The following is a 26,629-nucleotide window of genomic DNA, read 5'->3' on the forward strand; positions in this document are numbered from 1 at the left end:
CTTAAACCAATACATTTATTATGATTAAAAAGTACTCTTTTTTATTGACAATACTTGGATTATTATTGTCAATATTTTCTCAGGCTCAGAATACAAATATACAATGTAGTCCAGTTACTGAGAATTTTAAATCTGTTAAGTTTTGTGAAAATGAAAATCATTATAGTCAAGACAAATCTGGCAATAGAATACATAGTCTAGAGAATGAGTTTATAGATCGTTTCGGGAATAAGTTTCATAAAAAAATTAATAAAAATATTAATGAAGCTGGAAGAGCAGTAACTGACACACCTGATTATATAAGTCCAGATGGACTTTTCGCATTGTATTTAGCTGATCCTGATGGTGTTGTAAATGAAGATAACTTTACCACATTAAACAGTCAAGGTGATGCATATAGAAATGTATTAGCTCAATTATTTGCAGATGTAGAAAGCCTCATTATTGAAAATGGAGCAGCAAGTATGGAACCTGTTAAATTTGAAATTCGCTCTTTTTCAGCTACAGATGGTCCGTTAGGTGCAGCCTCTTCTTACTATGATACTGCTGGTTTTCCAGAAGGATCAGTAATCGCAGGCAATGTATGGAAGGCAATTAATTCTGGAGTTAATGACCCAAATGAATGGGATGGTTATATAAGGATTAATTTTAGTTTTAATTGGTTTACAGATTTTAATAACCCAACAAGTATAAGTAATGAAGTAGATATGTATGGTGTATTGCTACATGAACTCATGCATGCGCTAGGTTTTGCATCAGGAATTGATGCAAGTGGATCACCAGAACTTGGTTTTTACTATCCTTATGATACACTTTTAAAAACGGAATCTGGAACGGATGTTATTGTTAATAGTGGAAGCATTTGGAGCTTTAATCCAGCGCTAAATACTAGTCTTTTAACATCTGGGTGTGAATCACCAGTTACTGGTATCAGACTTGGAGATGCAAATTTTCCTGTTTTTGCACCTGATACATTTTTCCCAGGAACCAGTTTGAGCCATATTGATAGAAATGATGATTGTTTGTTACCATCTGATGAATATTTAATGGGTCCTGGTACTGGATCAGGAGAAACTAACCGCTTAGATGTTGATCAGATTAATGTGTTATGCGATTTAAACTATTTAGTTTCTAATAGTTATGGTCATGCTAATGTTGTAGAGTTTGGTAATCCTGCTATTGTCACTAATGTATCTAATGTAAATGTTCTTAATTTACCTGGATGTAATCCAGTTGTTTTTGGAGGAGATGATATTCCAAATATAGGAGTCTTCGATAATTGTGATGATACAATTGTACAAATAAATGAGGCAGATTTACTGAATAATGATACGGGTTCAAATCTTAGCGTTTCAAATCTCACAGACCCAAGTGGTAATGAGTTAATAGTTGATAGTGGTGTTGCTCCGAATAGAATTTTTCTATATAACCCGACGTATCCAGATTTAGGGACTGTGCAATTGCGCTACCAACCTATGGATGATCAAGGTAATTTCGGTAATTATACTTATGTAGATATTGAAATTATTGCTTGTCCAGGAGCAGAATTTGGTTGTACTAATAGCGACCCTTGTAATCTCATTTGTAATCCACATATTATTCATGAAACATTAGATTCTGATTCTGCTTGTCAATACCTTAATAACATTCCTATTGGATGGCGTCTGGCATTTTCCACTCCAGATTGGTTACCAGATAATCCAAGCTGTGAAAATACTTCTACAGGTATTAGAAACTATAATGTATTACCAGGTGATTTTGGTGGACGAATATCATTTGGTGGAGGTATTAATGAAGTGAATAATGGAGAAGTTGATATGTGGACAGAAGGCATTTCTACTTCAGTTAAAAGTGTTCAGCCTAATACTAAATACCTTTTATCTTATCATAAGAACGATGGAATAAACACTAATCTGGAAGGAAATATTACAGGAGGAAGACGTCTTAGTTATGCTATTGGATTAAATGTAACATTGAGTAAACCTTTTGGTAGTTTTCCTTCATCTACAGCTGATTCCTATTACTATCATGATGTAGCTACTGGAACATTTACAGATAGTAATACTAATATTGAAGACTTTGAGAATAATCATACTAATATATTAGTTGATAATACCGTAACTCAAAATTGGTCACAAACAGTAGTTAGTTTCACATCGCCTGCCGATATAGAAAATGAATTTTTGAATTTTTCGCATCCAGTAAATGGTGCGTTTTATAGTTTAGGTATTGATTATCCAACAATTACCTCTCTTTATATCCTAGCTATTGATGGAGTAGAATTAATTGAAGACCGTCTCCATCAAACACCAACTAATTATTTAGTTGATTGCGGGACTACACATACTATAGGAATTGATTTATGTGATGTAACTAATATGCAATATCAATGGTGGGATGTGACAAACCCTGGAACTCCAGTTCGGTTAACCGATTTAGTTGATTCTTCAGGTGATTACGATGCAGATGGAATTCTTATTACAAACCCTGCTACTCAATATAATATTGAAAGTGTCAATGCCAATGGTTCTCAAATAGTATTATCTGATATATTAGGACCAGTGAACTTGCAATTAAGGCGCGTTTTCCCAGTTACATTTGGAGGTGATTCTAATTTAGTAATTAATAATAATCTTACTGCTGCAGATTCTATTGTAGATGTTGCAGTTTCTATTAATTCAGGAGGAATACCTGCTGATGCTGGATTTTCTAGTAGCCTAAACCTTAGTAATTGCTTATTTAGTTTTCAATCTAATGAGACATATGATATGCATGAATGGGATTTTGGTGATGGTACAGTAATATCAGGTGTTGGAACAGATGATAATTTTGTCAACCCAACACATGGATATGCATCTGGTGGATCTTATCTAGTAACACATACTGTAAGTAATGAATGTGGAAGTATTTCAAGTACACAGAGTGTTTTTGCGTTTTGTACACCTCCACCTTGTACTAATTGTGAATCCGTTTTTAATGATATTGATGAGTCATTTATTGAAAGTGGAGGTAATTGTGGTGAATATGCTTTTGTTATTGCACCATCTACTTTCGATTGCTATAGTGTTCAAGTGACTTTAGAGGGGCAGCCATTACTTATTCAAGAAGGTACAAACCTCGTAAACTTTGATATGAATGGAGCTTATGCTATAGATGTTTTATTGACAAGTAATTATACTAATGAAACTTGTAATGGGGCAATTAATGTAGATGTAGACTGCCATATAAGTTGCAATAATTTTCAACCAGATTTTACATTTTCACAAGATCAAGAGACGGGTTGTCCACTTGGGTTTGTAGGTATTAATAATGGAGATGATTGCCCTGGACAGACTTATCTTTGGGAAGTTTTTGATGATGAGAATGGTAATAACAGTATTGATAGTGGTGATATTTCGGTATATCAAACATCAGAAATTAGTTTCGATAGTGACGATTTTTCATTTCCAGATCCATATGCTAATTATATCATCCAATTTACCATTTTCGATCCAAATAGTGACTACTCTGAAACACTAATTGTGCCTTGGCCTATTGCAGATACTTGCTATGATAATCCATGTACCGACTTTGAATTAGATTTCACCTTTTTACAAACCACTCCAGAATTATGTCCTATTGAGTTTGTTGGACAAATAATAGGTGATGTTTGTCAAGGACAAACATATCTGTGGCAAGTGTTTGACGATGCTAATGGAAACGGTATTTTAACTAACGATGAAGAATTATTCCATACAGATAACATTAGTTTTGATGTGGATGATTTTTCATTTCCAGACCAAAACGCTAATTATTATATTCAGTTTACTGTTTTCGATCCTAACAGCGATTATTCAGATACACTTACTGTTCAATGGATTATTCCTGCTACATGTTATCAAGGCCCTTGTATAGAATGTGATGAAGTGAATGATATTGTACTAAATAGTATTTCTACGGTAGATGATTGTAATAAATTGCAAGTTGCACTTTCTGAAGAGATTTTGAATTGCTATGATGTTTATGTTTATATAGATGATAATGAAACTCAAATTGAGCCTGGAACCACTCTAATAGAAATTGGTGACGCAGATTTGTATACTTTAGTTATAGTAGATGCTTTTAATCCTAGATTAGGTTGTCTAAAGGAAGATTTTGAAATTGAATGCTGTCCAAATTGTGTAGAAGCCTTTGATATTATTGCTAACTCTATAGTGACAATTGAAGACTGTCATTTTATTCAAATCACAGTTCCACAAGCTTTTACTGGCTGTTTTAATGCTGCCGTAGATATGGGAGAGGGACTTATAACATTAGAAACAGGAGTTAATACTATAGAGAATCTTGGAAATGATTTACTCGTTCTCCATGTTTTTGATATAAACAACCTGGAAGATGCATGCATTAAAAAGGAGGTTGAAATAGAATGTTGTCCGAGTTGTGAAGATGCTTTTGATATTATTGCAAACTCTGTAACCACAATTGAAGACTGTCATTTTATTCAAATCACAGTTCCACAAGCCTTTAATAGCTGTTTTACTGCTGCAGTAGACATGGGAGATGGTTTTATAGCATTAGAGACAGGAATTAATACGATAGAGAATCTTGGAAACAATCAATTCACTCTCTATGTTTTTGATATTAGTAACCCGGAAAATTCTTGTAAGAAAGATGAGGTTGCAATAGAATGTTGTCCAGATTGCCTAGAAGTGTTTCAGACTATTGCAAACTCTGCTATCACTATAAAAGATTGTCATTTTGTTCAAATTACTGTACCGCAGAATATTAATGATTGTTTTTTTGCTACTCTGGGTATAGGAGGTGGTGAAATTCTTTTAGAGACAGGGGTTAATACTTTTGAGTATAATGATAATGAACAATTAGTTTTATACGTCTATGACTTAAATAATCCAGATGATGCATGTCTTAAAGAAGAGCTTGAATTAATTTGCTGTTCTACATGTTCAGATATAAGACAAAAATTGAGTGATGTTTTAAGCGATTTATCACCAAATAGTTGTGGTAATTATACTTTAGAAATTCCGCAAGAAATTTTTGATTGTTATAGAATTAGAGTTTTGGTTAATGGTGTTAGTACAGAAATGGAAACAAGTACATTAGATTTTAGTTTTGAAGAAAATGGAGAGTATCCAATTCTTATTCAACCTATACGAATAGGAGGAGATAGGTGTAGATCAGTTCAGTCTACTATAGAAGTTGGTTGCTTTTTTAACCGAAACACAGTTTCAATGTATCCTAATCCAGCAGAAAGCAACGTATCCTTTGAGCTAAGCAAAACTATAGATGAAATATCTCAAATCGTGCTTAAGAATGTTCTCGGTAGAACAGTGATTAATGTTAAAAATAGCACAGATTTAAATGTAAGCTCGCTAAACTCTGGAATATATTTTGTTACTGTTATTACTAAGCAGAATGATATATATATGAAACGACTTATAGTAAAGTAAACAAATAAAAAAAAGCCCAATATCTTATAGAATATTGGGCTTTTTTATTTGAATTAATTATCATTTTTTAAGAAACATGCGACGATAAGCAAGCAATTAATGGTTTGAAATCTTCCGAAGTATTATATAAATGACAAGAAATTCTAATATAATTTCCTCTGAATGATACAAATATTTTGCTACCGAATAAATCCTTTTTCAAAGCCTGAAGACCTATTTGATCTGGAAGTTTAAAACCACACATGAGCTGTGTTATGATAATATTTTTTTGCATGAATTAAGGATTTTAACTCAGAGTTTCCAGTAGGAAAACCTTCGCTATTTACAATATCTATGCGCTCATCCATATTAAATAGTTTGTATAAGCATGGATGAACATGAAATATCAGATTTAAAATCTACTGCAGTATTAAACAGGAGACATGAAATTCTTATAGCATTCATTCTTACTTAAAATAACTAAACGTTTCTCCATCTTTAATATTAAGAAGTGTTTCATAAATCATTTTAATCACATTTTCAACATCTTCACGATGTACCATTTCTACTGTGGTATGCATATAGCGTAATGGTAAAGAAATTAAAGCAGAAGCGACACCTCCATTACTGTAAGCAAAAGCATCTGTATCTGTTCCAGTTGATCTTGAAAGTGCAGAACGTTGAAAAGGAATTTTATGGCTTTCGGCTGTGTCAGTAATTAAATCACGTAGTTTTTGTTGTACTGCAGGTGCATAGGCTACTACAGGACCTTTTCCCATTTCTAAATGACCTTCTTTCTTTTTATCAATCATTGGTGTTGTGGTGTCATGAGTGACATCAGTAACAATAGCAACATTCGGTTTTATCGTTTCAGTAATCATTTGTGCACCACGAAGTCCAATTTCTTCTTGCACAGAATTAGTTATATATAATCCAAAAGGTAAAGACTTTTTATTTTCGTGAAGTAAGCGTGCGACTTCAGCAATCATAAAACCTCCCATTCTATTATCTAAAGCACGACACACAAATTTGTCATTATTCAGGATGTGAAATTCATCAGGATAAGTAATAACGCAACCTACATGTACGCCTAGTTTTTCAACCTCTTCTTTTGTTGCACAACCACAATCAATAAAAATATTGTCTGGTTTTGGTGCTTCTTCTTTAGCTCGATTTCTAGTATGAATTGCAGGCCATCCAAATACACCTTTAACGATGCCTTTTTTGGTGTGGATATTCACCACTTTACTTGGTGCAATTTGATGATCACTTCCACCATTTCGAATCACATAAATTAAGCCATTATCACTTATATAATTAACATACCATGAAATTTCATCTGCATGTCCTTCAATAACTACTTTGTATTTTGCCTTAGGATTAATGACACCTACTGCAGTTCCGTAAGTATCTGTTATGAACTCATCAACATAGGGTTTTAGATAATTCATCCATAGTTTTTGTCCATCCCATTCATAACCTGTTGGTGCTGCATTATTTAAATATTTTTCTAAAAAGTTTAATGATTTTTTGTTGAGGATACTCTTTTTTGCCATCTGTATTTATTTTTCACTAAAATAATAATATTAATAGGAATTTAAGGTTTATAGATAAGTAAATTATTAATTTTGAATATCCTTTTGGAACGATTTTAGTATCAGATATAATAATGAGAACAATTAGTTACATTTTATTACTATTTCCTATGTTGCTCTTCGCTCAGGTTAATGAAGTTGAGCAGGATTCTACAGCATATGAATATATTATAATTGATGGCGATTCTATACCAAGAGCTAAAATAGATTTAGAAGAAGTGATGCTACTTCATAAATTAGAATTTAACGGCAAGGAAGATCGCAGGCGTTATTTGATTTTGAGACGAAAAACTATAAAGGTGTATCCTTATGCTAAATTAGCTGCAGAACGTTTGCAAACGATGCAAAAAAGAATGGATGCTATAGACCGAAAAAGCGCTAAAAAAAAATACGCCAAACGTATTCAAAAATACATTGAAGGCGAGTTTTCTGAAGAACTTAAAAACTTAACTAGAACCGAAGGTCAGATACTTGTTAAACTTATTCATCGGCAAACGGGCCATACAGCTTTCGATTTAATAAAAGAATTGCGTAGTGGTTGGCGTGCGTTTTGGTTTAATAATACCGCTAATTTATTCGATATTTCTTTGAAACGAGAGTTTGATCCTCTTAATGAAAAAGAAGATTATTTAATAGAAGACATCTTACAGCGAAACTTTCAGTCTGGGAATTTAGAAGAACAAAAACCAGCAATTCCTATTGATTTCTTTGCGCTTACTAATAAATGGATGAAGCCTACATCTGCTGCTGCAGGAGAAAAGGTGAAGCTTTAATTATAAAATACGAATGCGAATACAAACAGCTTTTGAAGAGCAACTCAATACATTCTCTCATGCTATTGGTGCAATATTAGGTGTTGTAGGTCTAATTTTACTTCTTGTATTTAACTCTCACAAAACAGAGTGGAGCTTATTTAGTGTCATTGTTTATGGTATATCAATTATTGTATTATTTACGGCTTCTACTTTATATCATTATGTAAAGCATGAAAAACATAAACACTATTTTAGAATTTTAGACCACATCAGTATTTATATTCTTATTGCTGGTACTTATACACCTGTTTTACTCATTTCTTTGCAGGATAGTCTAGGTTGGCCACTTTTTTGGATGGTCTGGGGAATAGCACTTTTTGGAGTGCTTTTAAAACTCTTTTTCACAGGACGTTTTGAGACGTTTTCTGTACTTCTATACTTAGCAATGGGCTGGTTAGTTGTTTTTGATTTTAATCATTTGACTGAAGTAATAGGTAGTCAAGGAATTTTGTTTTTGTTTGCTGGTGGACTAGCTTATACTGGAGGCATTATTTTTTATGCTATCGATAAAATACCATACAACCATGTGATTTGGCATCTATTTGTGTTGGCTGGTGCAGTATTTCATTTTTTCATGGTTTTTGGATATATCATCTAGATTAAATTTGAAACAGGCTAATGACTCTTTCTGCTGAATAATTACCGAGCATCACTATGCAATAAATTAGTATATTTATGCAAATAAAATACTAAAGTCGTTTTTTTGTTTTATCTGTCTAAAGGGTGTGTGAAATGGCTTAAAAATCATAATAGAATTGGTTAATTTTTTTAAAATGATAATGATAAGGAGAATCTTACTTTTATGTTGCTTTATATTTAGTGTGACGGCTAAAGCTCAAATTAGTTTTGCTGATCAGGCTAGTGGTTTAGGGCTAGATGCTGCGTGTGGAACCACTATTTTTGGAAATGGAATTACGTTTTACGATTTCAATAGTGATGGATGGGATGATGTGACTATAAATACTGAGTCTGGAGAAAGTCTTCGTTTTTTTGAAAATTTAAATGGAACTTTTCAAGAAATATTTCTTGAGATCCCAGATTTTATCGCGCAAACAAAACAAGTAAATTGGGTCGATTTTGATAATGATGGCGATAAAGATTTGTTTGTTACCAGTGACCTTAATGGGAATAAACTTTTTGAAAATGTTGGCGATTTAGTGTTTCAAGATATTACAGCTGCTTCAGGGATTAGTTTAGAAATAACGTCGTCTTTTGGTGCTTCTTGGGGCGATTATAATAATGATGGTTTTCTGGATTTATTTATATCAAATAAAACGCCTTTATTAAGTAATAAACTTTATAGGAATAATGGCGACCATACATTTACAGATGTAAGTACTGAAGCTGGAATTAGCCCTGACGGTCATGGCTCTTTTTGTGCTGCTTTTTTCGATTTCAATAATGATGGTTTTCAAGATATTTATATCTCTAATGATCGCGACTTTAATCCAAATATCTTATATAAAAACAATGGTGATGGTACTTTTGCTGACGTTAGTGAATCTTCTGGAACTAATGCCGCAATTGATGCGATGACTGTTACTATAGGTGATTTTAACAACGATGGCTGGTTTGATATATATGTCACAAATGGCATTCCAGGTAATGTGCTTTATAAAAATAATGGTGATGAAACGTTTACAGACATTGCTCTAGAATCTGGAACTACTTTTAATAGTGTGAGTTGGGGTGCTTCATTTCTTGATGCTGATAATGATATGGATTTAGATTTGTATGTATGTGGTTCATTTGATGCTTCTATTGAAGATTATTTAAATGGTGGGTTTTATATCAATAATAACGATGAAACATTTAATTTGAACAATGAAAGTTTTCCGGGAGATAATAGAGCAAGTTATTCTAGTGCGCTAGGTGATATTGATAATGATGGCTATCCAGAAATTGTAGTTGCTAATAGTAATGATGAAAATGTGTTTTTATGGAAAAACAATACGGCAACAACAAACAATTGGTTAAAAATAAATCTTGAAGGCGTAGAAAGTAATAGAGATGGAGTAGGTTCTGTTATTGAAATTTCAACCGATGGAAACAAGCAATACAATTACACACTTTGTGGTGAAGGCTATTTGTCTCAAAACTCTGCGACTGAAATGTTTGGATTAGGGACTCATTCAAGTGTCGATTATGTTAAAGTCACTTGGTTGAGTGGAGCTGTAGATGTATTGAATAATGTTACAGCCAATCAAACTTTACACATAGTTGAAGGTTCTAATCCTCAATTATCAATCGATGAATTTGAAAGCTCTAATAGAATAAAAATTTATCCAAATCCAGTAAAAAACACCTTGTTTTTAGAGACGAATACATTCTTAGATAATTCTATTTTTAATGTAGAAATTGTATCAATCTTAGGACAAAAACAAAGGGTTGCTTATCAAAATAAGTCTAATAAAATTAATGTGTCTAATTTTAGTAATGGCTTATATTTTTTAAAGCTTACAACAAGTAATGGGCAAATCATTCAAAAGTTTATAAAAGAATAGCGCTTATTTAATCACTTCTTTATACTCCTCAAAAAATGCTTCAAAAAGACTCATATTGGTATTAAAAAACACCATCACCTCTTGCCATGTGTTCTTATTATGAATTGATACTTTTTGAGTTAACGGAATGTAGATGCGTGATATTTCTTTACCATTATCTAAAAAGTACTCTTCTTCAAAAATAGCCTCTGGTAAATATTCATTTTGTAAAATAGATTTTAAAGCCTGTAATTTTTCCCAATAGGTAATCCTATTTTCTAGGTCATCTTCCAAGTCTAAAGCCACTAAAGCCGATTTAGTATCAAAATGAAATTTAAAACTAAAGCCTTTAATTTTAGTGTCATATAAAATCCATTTCCTTGGAAAGGATTTTCCAAAACTGGTCCAGAATTGCTGTCGTATTTGTCTTGATTCTTCTTTAGAAAACATTATATAAAATAAGCAATCGCTATTGCAGAAGTAATAATTAAAAGCTTTGTAATATTGAATTTATGACCTTCACTACTTTCAAATAAAATGGTTGTCGAGATATGTAAAAAGATACCAATCACTAAAGCAGAAATTTCAAAATAATATTCTTCTATAAATCCAAACTCTTGCGATAATATAACACCAAGAGGTGTCATTAATGCAAATAGAATTAAAAAGAAAGCAATCTTTATCTTAGGTAATTCTGAAGCTAAAAAGTAAGTCGATAGTATAATAGCAACCGGAAGTTTATGAATAATAATACCATAAATTAAATTCTCATGAGTGTGCATAGGAATACCTTCTAGCACACTATGAATACTTAAACTTACAAACAACAACCAAGGAAAAATACTAGAACTTTTATCAATATGCACATGACCATGCTCTGCACCTTTAGAAAAGAATTCTAGAATAATTTGAAGAAGAATTCCTATCATAATAAACAAGCCTATAGACTTGTTTTTACTCTGGTAAACCTCAGGTAAAAAACTAAAAACTGTTATAGAAAGAAGGAAAGCACCACTAAACGCTAAAAGTAATTTTAAATTTTTGCGTTGCGAAGGTTTTAGAATCACGACAATTAAAAAGCCGAGAAGCACACTTAATATGGGAAGAATAATATTATGCATTACATTATTTAAAAATCATAATTAAACGTTCGCTCTGTTTGTGATCAAACTTACGTAATTTATAATCACCAAAAACATCTAATAAATAAACACCTGCTTGTTCAAATAAGGCTTCAAAATCTGCTAACTTAAATCCGCGAACGCGCTCTTGATAGTTGTAATTTTCACCATCAGCTGTAAAAGAAATATCTTTAATAATGTATCCATTTTCATAGCGACGTTTTAATGCAAAATCAATACCATCAACTGTTTTTGTGTCTTCAGCTACCAAATGATCAATCACAAATTCACTATTCATAAAATCAATAACACCAAAACCAAAGGGATTTAAATTGGCTTTAATAGCTTTAATTGTATTTAAGTTGTCTGCTTCATGATCAAAGTAACCAAAACTGGTAAACAAATTAAAAACCGCATCAAATTGTTTTGGGTAAGGTTTACTCATATCATGCACCTTAAAATGCAAGCTATCGTTTTCATATTGCTTGGCATGTGCAATACTATTTGCCGACAAATCTACTCCTGTAACATCATAACCAAGCCTGTTTAAATACACAGAATGCCTTCCTTTTCCACAAGCTAAATCCAGTATTTCTCCACCTTCTGGCACATTTAAATATTGCGTAAGGTTGTCCATAAACTGCTGCGCTTCAGCATAATCTCTGTCTTTGTAAAGCACATGATAAAATGGCGAATCAAACCAAGATGCAAACCATGCTGTAGAGTGTGTAGTCATATATTTTTTTGGAGGTTTCCCAACTTAGCTATGGCTAAGTTGCGTCAGGCTTTTCGCTATATCTTTTTATACTAAATTGTATTCAGCATAAAAAGGATGTCGCTACAATCCTTAACCTAAATTTCAATAAACATTAAGTTTACCGCAAAATTAAGTTATTTTTGCAATCTATTATATGCAATTCATGGAGAATAATTTTAAAATGCTAGCCAAAACCTTATTTGGGTTTGAAGATTTACTAGCAAATGAGCTTGTACAGCTTGGTGCTCAAGAGGTAAAAAAAGGAGTAAGAAATGTCACTTTTGTTGGTGATAAAGGCTTTATGTATAAAGCTAATTTAGCCTTACGTACAGCTATAAAAATTTTAAAACCCATTAAAACCTTTCGCATTGTAAGTGAAGAAGATTTGTATAAGCAAGTCTATAAAATGGATTGGGATCAATACCTAAAACCTTCAGGTTCTTTAGCTATTGACGCAACTGTACATTCTAAACAATTTACTCATTCTAAATATATTGCCTTAAAAACTAAAGATGCTATAGTTGATAAATTTAGAGATACTACAGGCGAACGTCCTAATGTAGATTTACGTTTTCCAGATTTAAAAGTAAATGTGCATATCGATAGGCAAATGTGTACGATTTCTTTAGATACTTCTGGTGAGTCTTTACACAGACGTGGTTATAAAACCGCGACAAATATAGCACCAATAAACGAAGTGTTGGCTGCAGGACTGATTATGCTTTCAGGTTGGGATGGACAAACAGATTTTATGGATCCAATGTGTGGTTCAGGAACAATGCTTGCCGAAGCTGCTATGATAGCCTGTAATATTCCGCCTAACTTAATGCGAAAAGAATTTGGATTTGAGCGTTGGCAAGATTGGGATGTGGACTTATTTGAAAAGATAGAGGAGTCTTTATTAAATAAAACCAGAGATTTTCACCATAAATTATTAGGTTTCGATAAGTCGCCTAGTGCAGTCGCTAAAGCTAAAGAGAATCTTAAAAATGCACACCTTGATGAGTTTGCAACCATAAAACATGAAGATTTTTTTAAAACTCAAAAAGGTGGTCAAGAGAAATTACACATGGTTTTTAATCCACCTTACGGTGAACGCCTAGAAAATTTAGATGTAGAAGATTTTTATAGTAAAATAGGAGATACCCTAAAACAAGGCTATCCAGGAACAGATGCTTGGTTAATAACATCTAATCTTGAAGCTTTAAAATATGTAGGCTTACGTCCTTCAAGAAAAATAAAAGTATTTAACGCCAAATTAGAAGCACGTTTAGTAAAGTACGAAATGTATGAAGGGAGTAAGAAAGGAAAATACATGAAAAACGATTAGTTTACTTTTGTACTTCAGGAAACTCGAGAAATAACTCCTCAATTAAAGGTTTAATGTAATGTTGTAATCTCTTTTTGGATTTATTGAGTTCACAGGGAATCGTTGCTTGCCAAATCACTTGATTTTTATTTATGTCTGAGACATAAACAATTAATGTTTCACGTGTATATATGACATTGTTTATAGTACAGGTTTCCCAATACCCAAGTTTTTCTTGAACTTCACAATTTCTTACCATGACTTCTTCTTCAGTAATAGCAATTTTAAAACCTGCTTGCAATTGTGGTTGTAGCACATTGGTTTTGTAGCCTAAGACTTCCATATTGTTTTCAACTTCTAAACCAATCAATTCACGAACATAAGTATTGTCTAGTTCTGGATGCTTCGTATTGTTTATATTGAAATCTTCTACACATAATACAAAAGTATCATAGTAGTTGAAATCTATAGTTTCATCATATTCTGATATAATAGCATTTGGCGCAGCACAACCTAATACTAGTAGTGTTGCAATAAGGCTGAATGATTTAAAAGTTTTCATGGTAATGCATTTAAACCACGAAGATCATTAAATAAAAGAAACATTACTATGATATTTGTCAGCTTTAGAGAGATAAAGCACTATTAATACTTCTCTTGCAAAATTTTAGTGTGATGTTCGACATGGTAAGCGGTCCACATTATAATCTCACGAACAGGCATTTTTCCCATTAAAGGATGCGGTAATATATAAGTATCAAGTTGTTGGTCTGACCAACGTTTTAAAGTTTTGTATTGAAGTTTTTTGTTTTCCACCTGAAGTCTATTGAGGATATAACTTTTCTCTTTTAAAGTAGGGACTTTCATATTTTGAGAACCTTTAAATGTTTTTCCTTGCGCATCTTTTAATCGCTCTTGATAGCGTTTTACAACACTGTCATAATTTCTAAGTTCTCGATTAACTTTACCAAATTTATATCTTAAAATAAATTTAGGCATGCTTAGTGCATCATTTAAAGGCTTAATACTTTGTAGTAAATGTAAGGCTTGCTGACCAGTAGTCCATTTGCCTTCAGGACCTTCTTGCCACTTATCGTTGTCATGGTTAGCTAACCAATTGATAAGTGTTTTGTGTTTTTCTTCAAGTTTAAGAGCAATGTCTTCTTTGTGCATTATTTATCCTTTTTAAATAAAGGAATAAGGTAAGAAATATTATAGCCATAGCCAACACCAAAACGACCACTATCATAAGTTCTATTAAATCCAGGGACATAAAGATTTTCAAAATTATCTGGTTGATCTTGATTGATCATGCTTTTTAATTGCGCATTAATTCCTACAAACAAGTTGGGTAATACTTCGGCCTTAATACCAATAATGAGTTCTGCCCAAAGTGCAGATAAACCACTAAATTTTTGTGCATCGTTTGAAGAAAATTGTGGTTCCCAATATTGATTTTGGGAATAAACAGTAAAGTTGTTTCGGGTTTGACTAAATGTACTAGCTCCAATACGTAAACCACCATAAATCATATTATGCATGCCATACCAATTCACATAAGCGTTATAATCTACTCCAGCTTTAAAGTATGTTCCAGAAGCTGTACTGCTTAAATAGTCATTGCTTAATGTTCTTTCTTCTGTCCCTAATTCACCAGCGATATACCATTTTTTAGTCAGTCTAAAATCAGCCATAATTTCAAAGCCTTTATAATCATCGTCTAAAGCAGTTCTAACTAATTTGCTTAAGTCACCACCAATACGAAGTCCATATTTTTGCTCGTGCTTAATTGAGTCTTTTTTGGCTTTAGCAATACTATCGTTTTGTGCATGAACAGATCCACAAAACAAAATGAAAAAAGCAAAAAGCTTAGTGATATAGGTTGAAGTGTGCTTCAGTTTCATTAGTTATTGGGTCGTTATCTGTTGTTGTTTGTATAAAATCTATCCATTTATCTCCATCATCTTCTATTGCTATAGTCACGTTTTCAAAAACAGTTTTATAGCCACAAGCACGTGATACATAAACTTCTTTTACTGCATAAGATATAGTAATTATATCTTCATTACCAGTTATAAAATCATCGGTTTCATCATCAGGCGTACCGTTATCATCTATTTCATAATCGTTATGAAGTTTAAATTGTGTTTGGTTTTCTGTTGTTTTTAATGGTAATAAGACTTCATTTGTTCTAATGACATTATAATCATCTAAAGGGTTATCATTTCCAACACCTTGAGCGCGAAAATTAAATACATTCTTTCTACTATCTTGATTGTTATTGTTATAAAATGCAATATATAAGCGTGCAGTCGTCGAAGTATCTTCAGAACAAATGTCATCTTTTTCGCAGTTGGTTAATGCAAGACAGAGTAGAAGTAAGATTATTATTTTTTTCATTACACTATTATTAGTCACTATCGTTTCTCCAAAAGTACAACATTTTCAACATGGAACGTTTGCGGAAACATATCAACAGGTTGCATTTTGGTGACTTTGTACCACTCATTCATTAACGCTAAATCTCTAGCTTGTGTTGCACTATTGCAACTTACATAAACTATTTTATTTGGCGCAATGTTTAATATTTGATTAACAACATCTTTATGCATGCCATCACGAGGTGGATCAGTAATAATAACATCTGGATGACCATGAGTTTTTATAAATGTATCATTAAACACATGTTTCATGTCACCTACATAAAAATCAGCGTTGTCTATTTTATTTAATTTTGCATTTTCTTTGGCAGCTAAAATAGCATCAGGAACAGCTTCAACACCAATTACTTTTTTGGCTTGTTTAGCTACAAACTGAGCAATGGTTCCTGTGCCTGTATATAAATCATAGACTAATTCATTTCCTGTTAATCCAGCAAAGTCACGAGTTATCTTATAAAGCTCATAGGCTTGTTTGGAGTTGGTTTGATAAAAAGATTTGGCATTAATCTTAAACTGTAAACCTTCCATTTCTTCAAAAATATGATCATCGCCTTTAAAGCAGATAACGTCTTGATCATAAATTGTATCATTTGCTTTTTCATTGATAATGTATTGCAAAGAACTAATCTGTGGAAATTCTTCAGCAAGAAAATTTAATAACAACTCACGTTTGATTTTATCGTCTTTAAAAAATTGAACAACAACCATAATTGCACCTGTAGATGATGTGCGTATCATTAAGGTGCGTAATAATCCAGTCTGGTTTCTTGTGTTAAAGAAATCCATGTTATGTGTTAAAGCAAACATTTTAACAGTATTTCTAATGGCATTAGAAGGATCAGCTTGTAAGTGGCATTTTTTAATATCAAGAATTTTGTCCCACATACCAGGAATATGAAATCCTAAGGCATTTTTATCTCCTAAATCTTCTGTAGATTGAATTTCTTCTAAAGTTAGCCAACGACTATCGCTAAAAGAAAATTCCATTTTGTTTCTGTAGAAATACTGCTCAGCAGAACCAAGAATTGGTGTCACATCTGGTAAATCGATATGACCAATTCTCATCAAGTTATTAACGACTTCCTTTTGTTTGTAAAACAATTGATGCTCATAAGCCATGTCTTGCCATTTACATCCACCACAAGTCCCAAAGTGCTCACAAGCAGGAGTTGTGCGCTTATCAGATAATTTATGAAATACAGTCGCCTTACCTTCGTAATAAGCTTTTCGCTTTTTGAATGTTTGCACATCTACAACATCACCAGGTACTGCGTTTGGTAAGAATACTACTTTTCCATCAGGTGCTTTGGCAATCGTTTTACCCTTTGCTCCAGCATCTATAACTTCAAGGTTAGTAAATACTTGTTTTTTGTTTCGTCTTGACATGCTGCAAAAATAATAATAGCAACAAATAAAATGTATGTAAATTGAATTATCTTTAAAAGATTTTCATTTTCACATAAATAAAATGAACCTTTTTATTTTTTTCACGTCTTTATAGTATCAGAGTTATAAACATGCCTAGTTGAAAACGAACAAACAAATAGATGCAGCATTGGTAGAAGCCTACCAGTTAGGAGATAAAGCAGCATTAGCTAAGTTGGTAAAACGATGGCATCTTTTATTTTGTAAAAAAGCCCATTGGTTATTGAAAGATGCTGATGCTTCAAAAGATATAGCACAAGAGAGTTGGACAACCATTATGGCTAAAATGGAGACTCTAAAAGATACTAGTAAATTTGGTTCTTGGGCACTACGTATTGTGTATTCAAAAGCATTAGATGCGCTTAGAAAGATGAATAAAGAGCGAATTAATCAGCAAGATTATGCTAAAGATCAGGTTGTATTTGTTGAAGACGATAAAGAAAACCTTCAGCTTAAAAACGCACTTTTAAAAGCCATACGAAGTTTACCAAGTCAGCAACAACTCGTCATTAAGCTGTTTTATGTAGAAGACTATTCATTAAAAGAAATAAGTAAAACATTAAATATCTCGGTAGGAACGGTAAAATCAAGACTGTTTCACGCTAGAGAAATATTAAAACGAACATTAAAACACACACATTATGAAAACGTATAAAGAAGACATTGATCAATTAATTAAAGACACATTAACTAAAGAAGAAGCTAAATTCTATGATGAGTTAGATGAGCAAAACGTTTTAGGGATGATTTTCGGGCTATTCAAAGGAAAAAACAAATGGCTCCTTGTTATGATGAATATTATGACTTTAGTTTTTTTCGGTTTATTTATTTATTGCCTAGTACAATTTTTTAATTCAGAAGTGACAAAAGATTTATTAAAATGGGGATTTGGTGGTATTATATTTATGCTTGGTGTAAGTATGCTAAAAGTTTTTGCTTGGATGCAAATGGATAAGAACGCCTTACTAAGAGAACTAAAACGATTAGAATTGCAGGTGTCTTCATTATCTGGAAAAATGTCATGAATTAGATTTTAATACACAATTATTATTTTGTAATTTGCAAGCTCTAGGGATGATTTCTCTCCCACGCTGCTTTTTCAGTCTCTCTGAAAGAATAAAGGTACAGAAGGAATGGTTATTTTATCAATTTAAAATTTTTAAAAATGGCTGTTTTAGACCAATTAACATCGCAAGAAGCGATGGATTTAGAAAACAAGTATGGCGCACACAATTACCATCCACTTCCAGTAGTATTGAGTAGAGGAGAAGGTGTTTATGTTTGGGATGTTGAAGGCAAACAATATTATGATTTCCTTTCGGCTTACTCAGCAGTAAATCAAGGACATTGTCATCCAAAAATTGTTGGAGCAATGGTTAATCAAGCTCAAAATTTAACCTTAACATCAAGAGCATTTTATAACGACATGCTTGGGAGATACGAAAAATTCGCAACAGAATATTTTGGATTTGACAAGTTGTTACCAATGAATACAGGTGCTGAAGCTGTAGAAACCGCATTGAAGTTATGTAGAAAATGGGCTTATGAAGTGAAAGGAATTAATGAAAATGAAGCTGAAATTATAGTGTGTAAAAATAACTTTCACGGCAGAACAACCACTATTATTTCATTTTCTAATGATCCGATTGCAAGAAAGAATTTTGGACCATATACCAAAGGATTTATTAAAATTGAATATGATGATTTAGAGGCCTTAGAAACAGCCTTAAAAAGCAATCCAAATGTGGCTGGTTTTATGGCTGAACCTATTCAAGGTGAAGCGGGTGTTTACGTGCCTAGTGAAGGGTATTTAACTAAGGCTAAGGCCTTATGCGAGCAATATAATGTTTTATTTATTGCAGACGAAGTTCAAACAGGAATTGCTAGAACAGGTAAATTGTTGGCCGTTGACCATGAAAATGTTAAACCAGATGTGTTAATTCTTGGTAAAGCTTTAAGTGGTGGTGCTTATCCTGTTTCTGCTGTATTGGCAGACGATCGTATAATGAATGTTATTAAGCCTGGAAATCATGGTAGTACTTTTGGAGGAAATCCTGTGGCTGCAGCTGTAGCAATTGCTGCATTAGAAGTTGTTCAAGATGAAAATTTAGCGGATAACGCAGAAAAATTAGGTCAACTTTTTAGAAGTGAGTTAAATAAGTACATAGAAACCAGTGACTTGATAAACTTGGTTAGAGGGAAGGGATTACTTAATGCCATTGTAATTAATGATGATGAAGAAAGTGATACCGCTTGGAATATCTGCTTAGCTTTACGTGATAATGGATTACTTGCAAAACCTACTCATGGTAATATTATTCGCTTTGCACCACCTTTAGTCATGACTGAAGAGCAGTTGTTAGATTGTGTATCAATAATTATAAAAACACTTCAACAATTTGAAGTTTAATTTTTGCGTGTAGTAAAAATTAAAATATAAGTATAAAAAAAGCGACCATATTATATGGTCGCTTTTTTTATATAGTAAACATTATTATTGTCTCTGTAATTCTTCCATACGTTGTTGCATTAGTTCTGGGTCTTGCATAGCTTCCCAGCCAATAGCCATTAAAGCCCAAAGGACAAAAGCAATTGTAATTACACATAAAATGATGCCAATTATTGCCATTATTTTACCAGCTTTTACATTTCCATAACCTAAATAGTTTTCAGGAGCGGTTTTATATAATGCTGTGGCTTTATTGGCTAATACGAGTGCTACAATCCCTAATATTAATCCTAAAACACCATAACACCAACAAGTGACGATAGATAATATTCCGAAAACTAAAATAAGAGTCGAATTTGGTAAAGTTTGTTTTTCCATAATTGAGTTTAGATAAATTTATTGATATAATTAGTAATAATAATTAAAATATTGATAATAAATAGAGCAAGTAAATATTTATGACCATTTTTAAATTTAAACTTTAAGTGTAAGGCTAATACAAATAGCATTAAGATTATTGTATAAATTGCAGGATACATAACAAAAGCAGCCTTAAAATCGCCTTGAATAATTAAAGCTATTGAGCGTTGCATGCCACAGCCTAAACAATCTATTCCAAATAGTTTTTTGTTTAAACAGGGTAGCATGTAATCTTCTAATGAAGACATAAATTAAATAATTATTGAAATACAAATGTATAAAAAAGCCAATTACTAGTAATTGGCTTTTTTATTTATTTAAAAGAATGCTTTTTAGTTATTCTGAGAAACAACTATTTTTTTACTTATACTACTTTGATTAGCAAAATCAACCTTAGCAACATAAATACCTTCACTTAAATTTTTTGTTGAGAAATGATATCTGTCTTGTGTTTCTAAATTCATTTCATGAAAAATTCTTTTCCCAGAAACATCATATAAAGTTACAGTTTTTACTTCTAATTGATTAGGGTTTAAAATTGTTAGTTGTGCAGTGTTATTATTTTGCATCACTAAGAAATCATCATCATTAAATTCTTCAGTAGAAAGTGATTCTGATTTAAAAACAATTTCAAAACGGTCTGTATAATGTCCTTCTTCTAATGAAATTTCATAGGCTTGATTCTGTAAATTAATATACAAACCAGCTACTTTATCATGAATATAAATAGGTTGACCTTCATCAAAATTTTGTACATCAGAAATGTCAAACCTAGTTAATTGTTGATTGCTCACGTTTACGATTAGTGGTATTTTAAGATCGATATTGTAATTAAAAGCTTGAATTGCATAAGGCACATCATCTAAAATCCAATTAGCATCAGACGCTACTTGCTCAGATATTTGAGCTTCTAAACCATAATCAAATCCATCTGTGGCAGTATGGTGAAAATTCATTAATAACTGACGAATATAAGATTCGTTTCCATTATTATCAAAGCCAACATTTATTCTAAAGCGTTTAAAATCTTCAGGAACTATATTGTAGCCATCTTCATTGTATTCTGTTTCAGCAAATGCACTTGAAGTATCATGGCTGTCTCTGAAAAACTCACTACTACTACCAGATTGTTTATAAAACACGCGGTACGAATTCGTAAATACAACACTTGTTGCACTACCTGTTCCTTCCATCATAAATCCTTGTCCTATTGGGATATAACGTCTTCCTGTTTTACTTCCTGTACCAACTGGAGGTCCAGATGCTACTGTGCCATCTAATAGATACATGTGAAACGGAGCAGCGGTAAACGAATCTACTCCACCAGCCGAAATAGTGTATAGAGCATAACCACCAACATAATTAGATAAGACATGCGAAGTTGCTCCAGCTTGTTGCTCCCAATATTTTAAAACACCAGTGGTGTTATTTTGATTATGAGTATTGTGTATAAACGGGAGTGCATCTAAAGCAGAAGGGTAAGGGTTACCCACTAAGGTCTCTCTATTTGGATTAATTGTAACTGTAATATTACCATTGTTGGCTCTTCCTCTAAAGTCGTATTTTTGGGCTCCGCTAGGGTTACCTTTCATAGTAAATCCGTAACCTGAAGCCAAGGTACCATTTGGGTCTCCACCTACAGGTAAACTCCCACCGCCTAAACCTACCCAGTCTTCGTATGGGTTAGTAGTGGTTGTAAGTCCTATGAATGTATATAGCCAATAGCTTGCAATTTGAGTTGTAGTACCATCATAACCAGCAACGTAAGTAAAAGGCGTACTTGTTATAGGAGCTGCTGTTTCACGGTAGAAATTATTACTAGGCATTGTTGTGGTATTACCAGCAGAACCACTATTTTGTCCAACAGGTGAAGCCCAATAATTATACATATATGTATTAGAGTTTCCTGTTTGAAATACACTAAGTTTACCTTCGCCTGCATTACCTACATTATTACTTTGTAATAATTGCGCTTCATTACGTAAGTAAAGATGTCCATCAGTATCTATATTAACATCATCTGTAACAAATAAAGGAGCAACAGTTGGTCCGCTTGTAAAAGCAGTCCCATCTACATAAACAAAACTATCGGTACTGATAAATAAATCAGATTGCGCAAAAGTCATGCTATAAAATATGAATAGGATTAATGTTTGAATATTTTTCATTTGATTATGTTTATTTCTTTGAAGCAAATTTTAGCACTAAAGTTAACAAATTAAAAATAGTTTATTAATCTTGGCTTTCTAATATAGCATTTAATCTGCTTTCTAATAAAGTGATTTTATCTTCTAAATTAGAAATTCTATTGTTTTGTGCTTCAATTATTTCTTGTTGTTCTTTAATTGCTTCTACTGTTACAGGAACAATAGCGGTATAATCAACGACATTAAATGTTTCTTTTCTAAATTCTGATAAACTAGCAGAAGAATTCATTTTATCTGGCCCATCAACAATTAACTGTTTTTCAGCCACAGCCTCAGGAAAAATTTCCTTAACATTTTGAGCTAAGAAACCTAAGTATGTTCTTGTATCACCTTTTGCTAAGTAGTTATATTCATTTAAATTATATGTATATGAAACACCTCGAATTTGCTTAAGTTTATTAATAGCACCACTAATCGTGACAATATTAGATTTAACACGCTCATCAGATAAATTGTATAAGCCATTAGCATAACCTAATCCTCCTGTAAATAGTCCACCAAAACCAAGCCAAGACCCAGTAGTAGGTATTGAACCATATACAGCATCGGCATCTGAACTATTTGAAGTTCCCCAAACACCTGTACCACCACCTGTTGCAGGAAGGTGAACACCATAAGAGCCTAAACCAACAGTATTATTTGTAACACCACCTAATGCATTATATGTTCCAGTTACGTAACCCGCTAGGCTAGCTCCAGTAGCATGCGTGTTTTCATAAAAAGCTAAGTAATCATTTCTATTGCCTTCCATATGTAAATGGTAAGTCGGAGCAGTTAAGCCAATACCTATATAGCCATTAGTTGCGATAGTTAACCTTGTATTTGTCGTTAATGCAGTTGTACCAATTTTAAATTTATCGCCATCACTATCATCAATTCCCATCGTAATTCGCGAAGTACCATTGACTTGGTATTGTAATGTTGGATCTCCATTTCCTCGAATATTATTAATTTCAATACCATCTGATGCGGCATTTACTTCAATATCGAGAGCACTACTAGGTGAGGTGGTACCTACACCAACTTGCGCAGTTACAGAAAGAGTAAATATTAACAAGAATATTAATATTGTTGTTTTTAAAGGTTGAGTAATTTTAAACTTCATATCTATCATTTTTTTGGGTTCTACGTATATAAGTTATTAAAAAGTTTGATAAATGTATAATGCTTATTATTCTATTTTGTTTATTTTCGATGTAACGTATAAATGTTTCGACCACTTCATGAAAAATTCAAAAAAAATCGATTATCTACTAGTATTAATTGGTTGTATTATAGCAATTTACGCTCAGGCTGAAGTTGAACAAAACACAGTTATACTCGTTTTTGGAATCGTAATTTTGATGTATGGTTTGTTTAGAATTTCATCAACGATTCCTTATAAAAAAAATAAAGATGACAGCACGAATATTTAAAAAAGGGGATTCTGTTTTGGTTTTAGATGATGATTTTTCTGGAAAGGTTATATCAATTTCAGGAAATACTATAACTATTTTAACAGACGATGGTTTTGAACTCGATTTCGATGCTAAAGAGTTAGTGAAACAAGAAGTGCAACAGTCGTTTTCTAAGCATATTTTTAAGAATGAATCCATACAAAGTGTTGTTTCTGAAAAGGAGATCAAAAGGCGTAAGGTCGTTACAAAAAAAACTAAAGAGCGTTTTAAACCTACATTAGAAGTTGATTTGCATATTCATCAATTAACCAATTCTACAAGAGGTATGACTAATCACGATATGTTAACGTTGCAATTAGATACAGCAAAAAGGCAATTAGAATTTGCGATTAAAAAGCGTATGCAAAAGATTGTGTTCATTCATGGCGTAGGTGAGGGAGTTTTAAAACTAGAACTAGAGTATCTATTTGGGAGATACGATGTAAAGTACTACGAGGCAAATTATCAAAAGTACGGTTTAGGCGCTACCGAAGTTTATATATATCAAAACGCCAAGCCTTAGAAAGGGATTTCTACGGTACGTTCATTAGTTAATCTGCTATCTTCTAGTGTTCCAAAATCAAATTCATCAATAGTGATATTTGATAATTGCAAACCTGTAATTATTAAAGCGACTTCAAAAGTCTGTTCAATGTTATGATCTCTGTATGCTGTAGCCGCAACTGTATTACTAACCAAAGGATTTAAATAATCGGCTATAGTAGGATCTGTAAAATCATTTGAAGGATTTTCATCTTGGGTATCATTTTCTTCATCAATGGTATTTACACCATCACCATCATCATCTATATCTAAATAGTCTGGAGTACCATCTGTATCAGTATCTAGCGGATTAGTTAAAGGGTTGTCATCGCCATCTAGGTTATCATCATCTATTTCTAAACGCGTTAAAACATTGTCGCCATCATCATCTTCATCAATATAATTTGGTAAGCCATCACCATCAGTATCATCATCCGTTAAATCACCATTGCCATTTAAATCTTCTAATTCGGCATCAATGCCATCATTATCATCTTCTATTAAAGACATCGTAAATAGTGCTGTTCCAGTATCGCTTTCATCATCGTTCGTTATTACAATATCAGAAGGAGGTACATCATTACAAAAGAAATCTGTTGGTGTTTGGTTATAGGTTCTATAGTTAAATAAATTACTTGTGCCATTTATTGTGAAGACTTCTTCGGTAGATAACAGAAGACCGTCTGCATCGACCTCTATTAAATCCTCAAGTGTGGTTGATGGTGAAGTAATTTGAAGTGAAAGCGATTCGGCAGGATCTTCTTTAATTTTATAAAACACCAATTCTCCACAAGTAGTAAACGTATCATCAAAATCGAGTTCTACAGTAATAATGTCACCATCATCGCAAGCAGTCATTAGTATTAAAAATGAAAAAAGGGAAAGTAACTTTCGCATAGCACCATAAATTTTAAACAAAAATAAAAGAATTGTTAAACTTATAACGATGCTTCTTGCAAATAATTTTAATTGAACTATTTTTGTGACTTCTAACGTACATAACTAACTTATGAAATCTGTTTATTTTGATAGTGCAGCAACAACAAAGGTTCGAGATGAAGTCATAAAAGACATGCAAGCTGTTCTTGCTGAAAATTATGGTAATCCTTCGTCAACTCATGCGTTTGGGCGTTCATCAAAATCAATTATAGAGTCTGCTAGAAAAACAATTGCAAAGCATTTAAATGCCTTGCCTCAAGAGATTATTTTTACTTCTGGAGGTACTGAAGCTGACAATATGATTTTACGTTGTGCAGTTAGAGATGGAAATGTAAAAACCATTATCACTTCGCCAATTGAGCATCATGCTGTTTTGCATACTGTTGAAGAATTGCGAAATGAATACGATGTAACTGTTGAATATGTTAAACTTTTGCATTGTGGCACACCAGATTATAGCGATTTAGAGCGTTTGCTATCTGCTAATGATGAACGCAAGTTAGTCAGTTTAATGCATGTTAATAATGAAATTGGTAATATTTTAGATGTAAAAAAAGTGGCGCATTTATGTCAGACTCATAACGCTATGTTTCATAGTGATACAGTGCAGTCTGTTGGACATTTCTCTTGGGATGTACAAGATGTTCCTATTGATTTTATGACTGCAGCTGCTCATAAGTTTCATGGACCAAAAGGAATTGGTTTTGCTTTTATTCGTAAAAACAGCAATTTTAAGCCACTTATTTTTGGAGGCTCACAAGAACGTGGGTATAGAGCAGGAACAGAGCCTGTACATAACATTAAAGGCTTAGAAACAGCATTTGTATTGGCTTATGATAATTTGGAAGCTGAAAGTGCTTATATACAAGATTTAAAAGATTATTTTAAAACCAAACTTAAAGAGGCAATTCCTGGTGTAAAGTATAACGGGAATTGTGAAGATCAAGTTAAAAGTACTTATACATTGATTAATGTATGCTTACCAATGAGTCCAGAAAAAGCATTAACGCTTCAATTTCAACTCGATTTAAAAGGTATTGCGTGTTCAAAAGGTTCTGCTTGCCAAAGTGGAAGTGGTAAAGGCTCTCACGTACTTGCTCAAATTTTAAGTGAAGAAGATATGAATAAACCGTCGATACGTTTTTCTTTTAGTAGCTATAATACAAAAGAAGAAATCGATTATGTGGTAGATGTATTGAAGGCATTTGTTTAGGATTTATTTTAATCATTAATTTATATAAAAAAGCCTTCAGGTTAATGATT

Annotated in this window: 24 protein-coding genes; 10 read left to right on the forward strand and 14 right to left on the reverse strand. The window is 32.6% G+C overall.

Features of this window, described 5'->3' with window-relative positions; all coding sequences use genetic code 11:
• Positions 1–20: 20 nt before the first annotated feature.
• Positions 21–5,447 carry a T9SS type A sorting domain-containing protein gene (locus tag ACFS5M_RS13625; protein ID WP_183489358.1) on the forward strand — a complete coding sequence of 1,809 codons (5,427 nt, stop codon included), beginning with the start codon at positions 21–23 and terminating at the stop codon, positions 5,445–5,447.
• A 446-nt stretch (positions 5,448–5,893) separates the two neighbouring features.
• Here the strand turns inward: ACFS5M_RS13625 and ACFS5M_RS13630 are convergent, their stop codons facing one another.
• Positions 5,894–6,982, reverse strand: a complete 1,089-nt coding sequence (locus ACFS5M_RS13630; RefSeq protein WP_183489361.1) for a M42 family metallopeptidase — start codon at positions 6,980–6,982, stop codon at positions 5,894–5,896.
• A 113-nt stretch (positions 6,983–7,095) separates the two neighbouring features.
• Between ACFS5M_RS13630 and ACFS5M_RS13635 the strand changes: the two genes are divergently transcribed.
• The 3 genes from ACFS5M_RS13635 to ACFS5M_RS13645 all read left to right on the forward strand — a co-directional run bounded on the left by ACFS5M_RS13635 (position 7,096) and on the right by ACFS5M_RS13645 (position 10,340).
• A complete protein-coding gene (locus tag ACFS5M_RS13635) occupies positions 7,096–7,794 on the forward strand; it encodes a DUF4294 domain-containing protein (RefSeq protein ID WP_183489364.1) in 699 nt (232 codons plus the stop codon).
• Positions 7,795–7,807: 13 nt separating this feature from the next.
• Complete coding sequence (gene trhA, locus ACFS5M_RS13640) at positions 7,808–8,434, forward strand: PAQR family membrane homeostasis protein TrhA (protein WP_183489367.1); 627 nt, start codon at positions 7,808–7,810, stop codon at positions 8,432–8,434.
• 181 nt (positions 8,435–8,615) lie between these two features.
• Complete coding sequence (locus ACFS5M_RS13645) at positions 8,616–10,340, forward strand: FG-GAP-like repeat-containing protein (protein ID WP_183489370.1); 1,725 nt, start codon at positions 8,616–8,618, stop codon at positions 10,338–10,340.
• A 3-nt stretch (positions 10,341–10,343) separates the two neighbouring features.
• On the opposite strand, the gene ACFS5M_RS13650 is transcribed toward ACFS5M_RS13645, so the two are convergent.
• From ACFS5M_RS13650 to ACFS5M_RS13660, 3 genes are read right to left on the reverse strand one after another with little or no spacing between them, the layout of a single operon-like run.
• Positions 10,344–10,769 (reverse strand): DUF4268 domain-containing protein, encoded by a 426-nt coding sequence (locus tag ACFS5M_RS13650; protein ID WP_183489373.1) that lies wholly within the window; start codon positions 10,767–10,769, stop codon positions 10,344–10,346.
• Positions 10,769–11,440 (reverse strand): ZIP family metal transporter, encoded by a 672-nt coding sequence (locus ACFS5M_RS13655; protein ID WP_183489376.1) that lies wholly within the window; start codon positions 11,438–11,440, stop codon positions 10,769–10,771. Before ACFS5M_RS13655 ends, ACFS5M_RS13650 begins: the two co-directional genes overlap by 1 nt.
• Positions 11,441–11,444: 4 nt before the next feature.
• Complete coding sequence (locus tag ACFS5M_RS13660; RefSeq protein WP_183489379.1) at positions 11,445–12,176, reverse strand: class I SAM-dependent methyltransferase; 732 nt, start codon at positions 12,174–12,176, stop codon at positions 11,445–11,447.
• A gap of 184 nt (positions 12,177–12,360) precedes the next feature.
• Between ACFS5M_RS13660 and ACFS5M_RS13665 the strand changes: the two genes are divergently transcribed.
• On the forward strand, positions 12,361–13,527 hold the full coding sequence (locus ACFS5M_RS13665; RefSeq protein WP_183489382.1) for a THUMP domain-containing class I SAM-dependent RNA methyltransferase: 1,167 nt from the start codon (positions 12,361–12,363) through the stop codon (positions 13,525–13,527).
• A gap of 1 nt (position 13,528) precedes the next feature.
• Here the strand turns inward: ACFS5M_RS13665 and ACFS5M_RS13670 are convergent, their stop codons facing one another.
• The 5 genes from ACFS5M_RS13670 to rlmD all read right to left on the reverse strand — a co-directional run bounded on the left by ACFS5M_RS13670 (position 13,529) and on the right by rlmD (position 17,333).
• On the reverse strand, positions 13,529–14,068 hold the full coding sequence (locus tag ACFS5M_RS13670; RefSeq protein WP_183489385.1) for a DUF4136 domain-containing protein: 540 nt from the start codon (positions 14,066–14,068) through the stop codon (positions 13,529–13,531).
• A gap of 83 nt (positions 14,069–14,151) precedes the next feature.
• On the reverse strand, positions 14,152–14,679 hold the full coding sequence (locus tag ACFS5M_RS13675) for a DinB family protein (RefSeq protein WP_183489388.1): 528 nt from the start codon (positions 14,677–14,679) through the stop codon (positions 14,152–14,154).
• Complete coding sequence (locus ACFS5M_RS13680; protein ID WP_183489390.1) at positions 14,679–15,410, reverse strand: DUF6048 family protein; 732 nt, start codon at positions 15,408–15,410, stop codon at positions 14,679–14,681. Before ACFS5M_RS13680 ends, ACFS5M_RS13675 begins: the two co-directional genes overlap by 1 nt.
• Positions 15,376–15,906, reverse strand: coding sequence for a DUF6452 family protein (locus ACFS5M_RS13685; RefSeq protein ID WP_183489392.1), 531 nt, complete (start codon positions 15,904–15,906; stop codon positions 15,376–15,378). The genes ACFS5M_RS13680 and ACFS5M_RS13685 overlap by 35 nt, the downstream gene beginning before the upstream one ends.
• A 17-nt stretch (positions 15,907–15,923) precedes the next feature.
• Positions 15,924–17,333, reverse strand: coding sequence for a 23S rRNA (uracil(1939)-C(5))-methyltransferase RlmD (gene rlmD / locus ACFS5M_RS13690; protein WP_183489394.1), 1,410 nt, complete (start codon positions 17,331–17,333; stop codon positions 15,924–15,926).
• Between the two features lie 139 nt (positions 17,334–17,472).
• On the opposite strand from rlmD, the gene ACFS5M_RS13695 reads away from it, so the two are divergent.
• The 3 genes from ACFS5M_RS13695 to rocD all read left to right on the forward strand — a co-directional run bounded on the left by ACFS5M_RS13695 (position 17,473) and on the right by rocD (position 19,782).
• A complete protein-coding gene (locus tag ACFS5M_RS13695; protein WP_183489396.1) occupies positions 17,473–18,027 on the forward strand; it encodes an RNA polymerase sigma factor in 555 nt (184 codons plus the stop codon).
• On the forward strand, positions 18,014–18,397 hold the full coding sequence (locus tag ACFS5M_RS13700; RefSeq protein WP_183489398.1) for a DUF6768 family protein: 384 nt from the start codon (positions 18,014–18,016) through the stop codon (positions 18,395–18,397). The genes ACFS5M_RS13695 and ACFS5M_RS13700 overlap by 14 nt, the downstream gene beginning before the upstream one ends.
• A gap of 140 nt (positions 18,398–18,537) precedes the next feature.
• A complete protein-coding gene (rocD, locus tag ACFS5M_RS13705) occupies positions 18,538–19,782 on the forward strand; it encodes an ornithine--oxo-acid transaminase (RefSeq protein WP_183489400.1) in 1,245 nt (414 codons plus the stop codon).
• An 84-nt stretch (positions 19,783–19,866) separates the two neighbouring features.
• Here rocD and ACFS5M_RS13710 read toward each other — a convergent pair whose 3' ends face one another.
• From ACFS5M_RS13710 to ACFS5M_RS13725, 4 genes are all read right to left on the reverse strand, one after another.
• Positions 19,867–20,199: a CCC motif membrane protein gene (locus tag ACFS5M_RS13710; protein ID WP_183489402.1), complete on the reverse strand. Its 333-nt coding sequence runs from the start codon at positions 20,197–20,199 to the stop codon at positions 19,867–19,869.
• A gap of 8 nt (positions 20,200–20,207) precedes the next feature.
• On the reverse strand, positions 20,208–20,489 hold the full coding sequence (locus ACFS5M_RS13715) for a DUF2752 domain-containing protein (RefSeq protein ID WP_379899112.1): 282 nt from the start codon (positions 20,487–20,489) through the stop codon (positions 20,208–20,210).
• Positions 20,490–20,573: 84 nt separating this feature from the next.
• Complete coding sequence (locus tag ACFS5M_RS13720) at positions 20,574–22,409, reverse strand: T9SS type A sorting domain-containing protein (RefSeq protein ID WP_183489405.1); 1,836 nt, start codon at positions 22,407–22,409, stop codon at positions 20,574–20,576.
• 64 nt (positions 22,410–22,473) lie between these two features.
• A complete protein-coding gene (locus ACFS5M_RS13725; RefSeq protein WP_183489408.1) occupies positions 22,474–23,553 on the reverse strand; it encodes a tail fiber domain-containing protein in 1,080 nt (359 codons plus the stop codon).
• A gap of 290 nt (positions 23,554–23,843) precedes the next feature.
• On the opposite strand from ACFS5M_RS13725, the gene ACFS5M_RS13730 reads away from it, so the two are divergent.
• Entirely contained in the window at positions 23,844–24,407 is a 564-nt protein-coding gene (locus ACFS5M_RS13730) for a DNA mismatch repair protein MutS (RefSeq protein ID WP_183489411.1), read from the forward strand.
• On the opposite strand, the gene ACFS5M_RS13735 is transcribed toward ACFS5M_RS13730, so the two are convergent.
• Positions 24,404–25,324 carry a hypothetical protein gene (locus ACFS5M_RS13735; RefSeq protein ID WP_183489414.1) on the reverse strand — a complete coding sequence of 307 codons (921 nt, stop codon included), beginning with the start codon at positions 25,322–25,324 and terminating at the stop codon, positions 24,404–24,406. The genes ACFS5M_RS13730 and ACFS5M_RS13735 overlap by 4 nt on opposite strands.
• A gap of 112 nt (positions 25,325–25,436) precedes the next feature.
• Between ACFS5M_RS13735 and ACFS5M_RS13740 the strand changes: the two genes are divergently transcribed.
• Positions 25,437–26,579 carry a cysteine desulfurase family protein gene (locus ACFS5M_RS13740; RefSeq protein ID WP_183489417.1) on the forward strand — a complete coding sequence of 381 codons (1,143 nt, stop codon included), beginning with the start codon at positions 25,437–25,439 and terminating at the stop codon, positions 26,577–26,579.
• Positions 26,580–26,629: the final 50 nt, after the last annotated feature.

This window comes from Lacinutrix iliipiscaria (genome assembly GCF_042686125.1).
Lineage (GTDB): Bacteria > Bacteroidota > Bacteroidia > Flavobacteriales > Flavobacteriaceae > Oceanihabitans > Oceanihabitans iliipiscarium.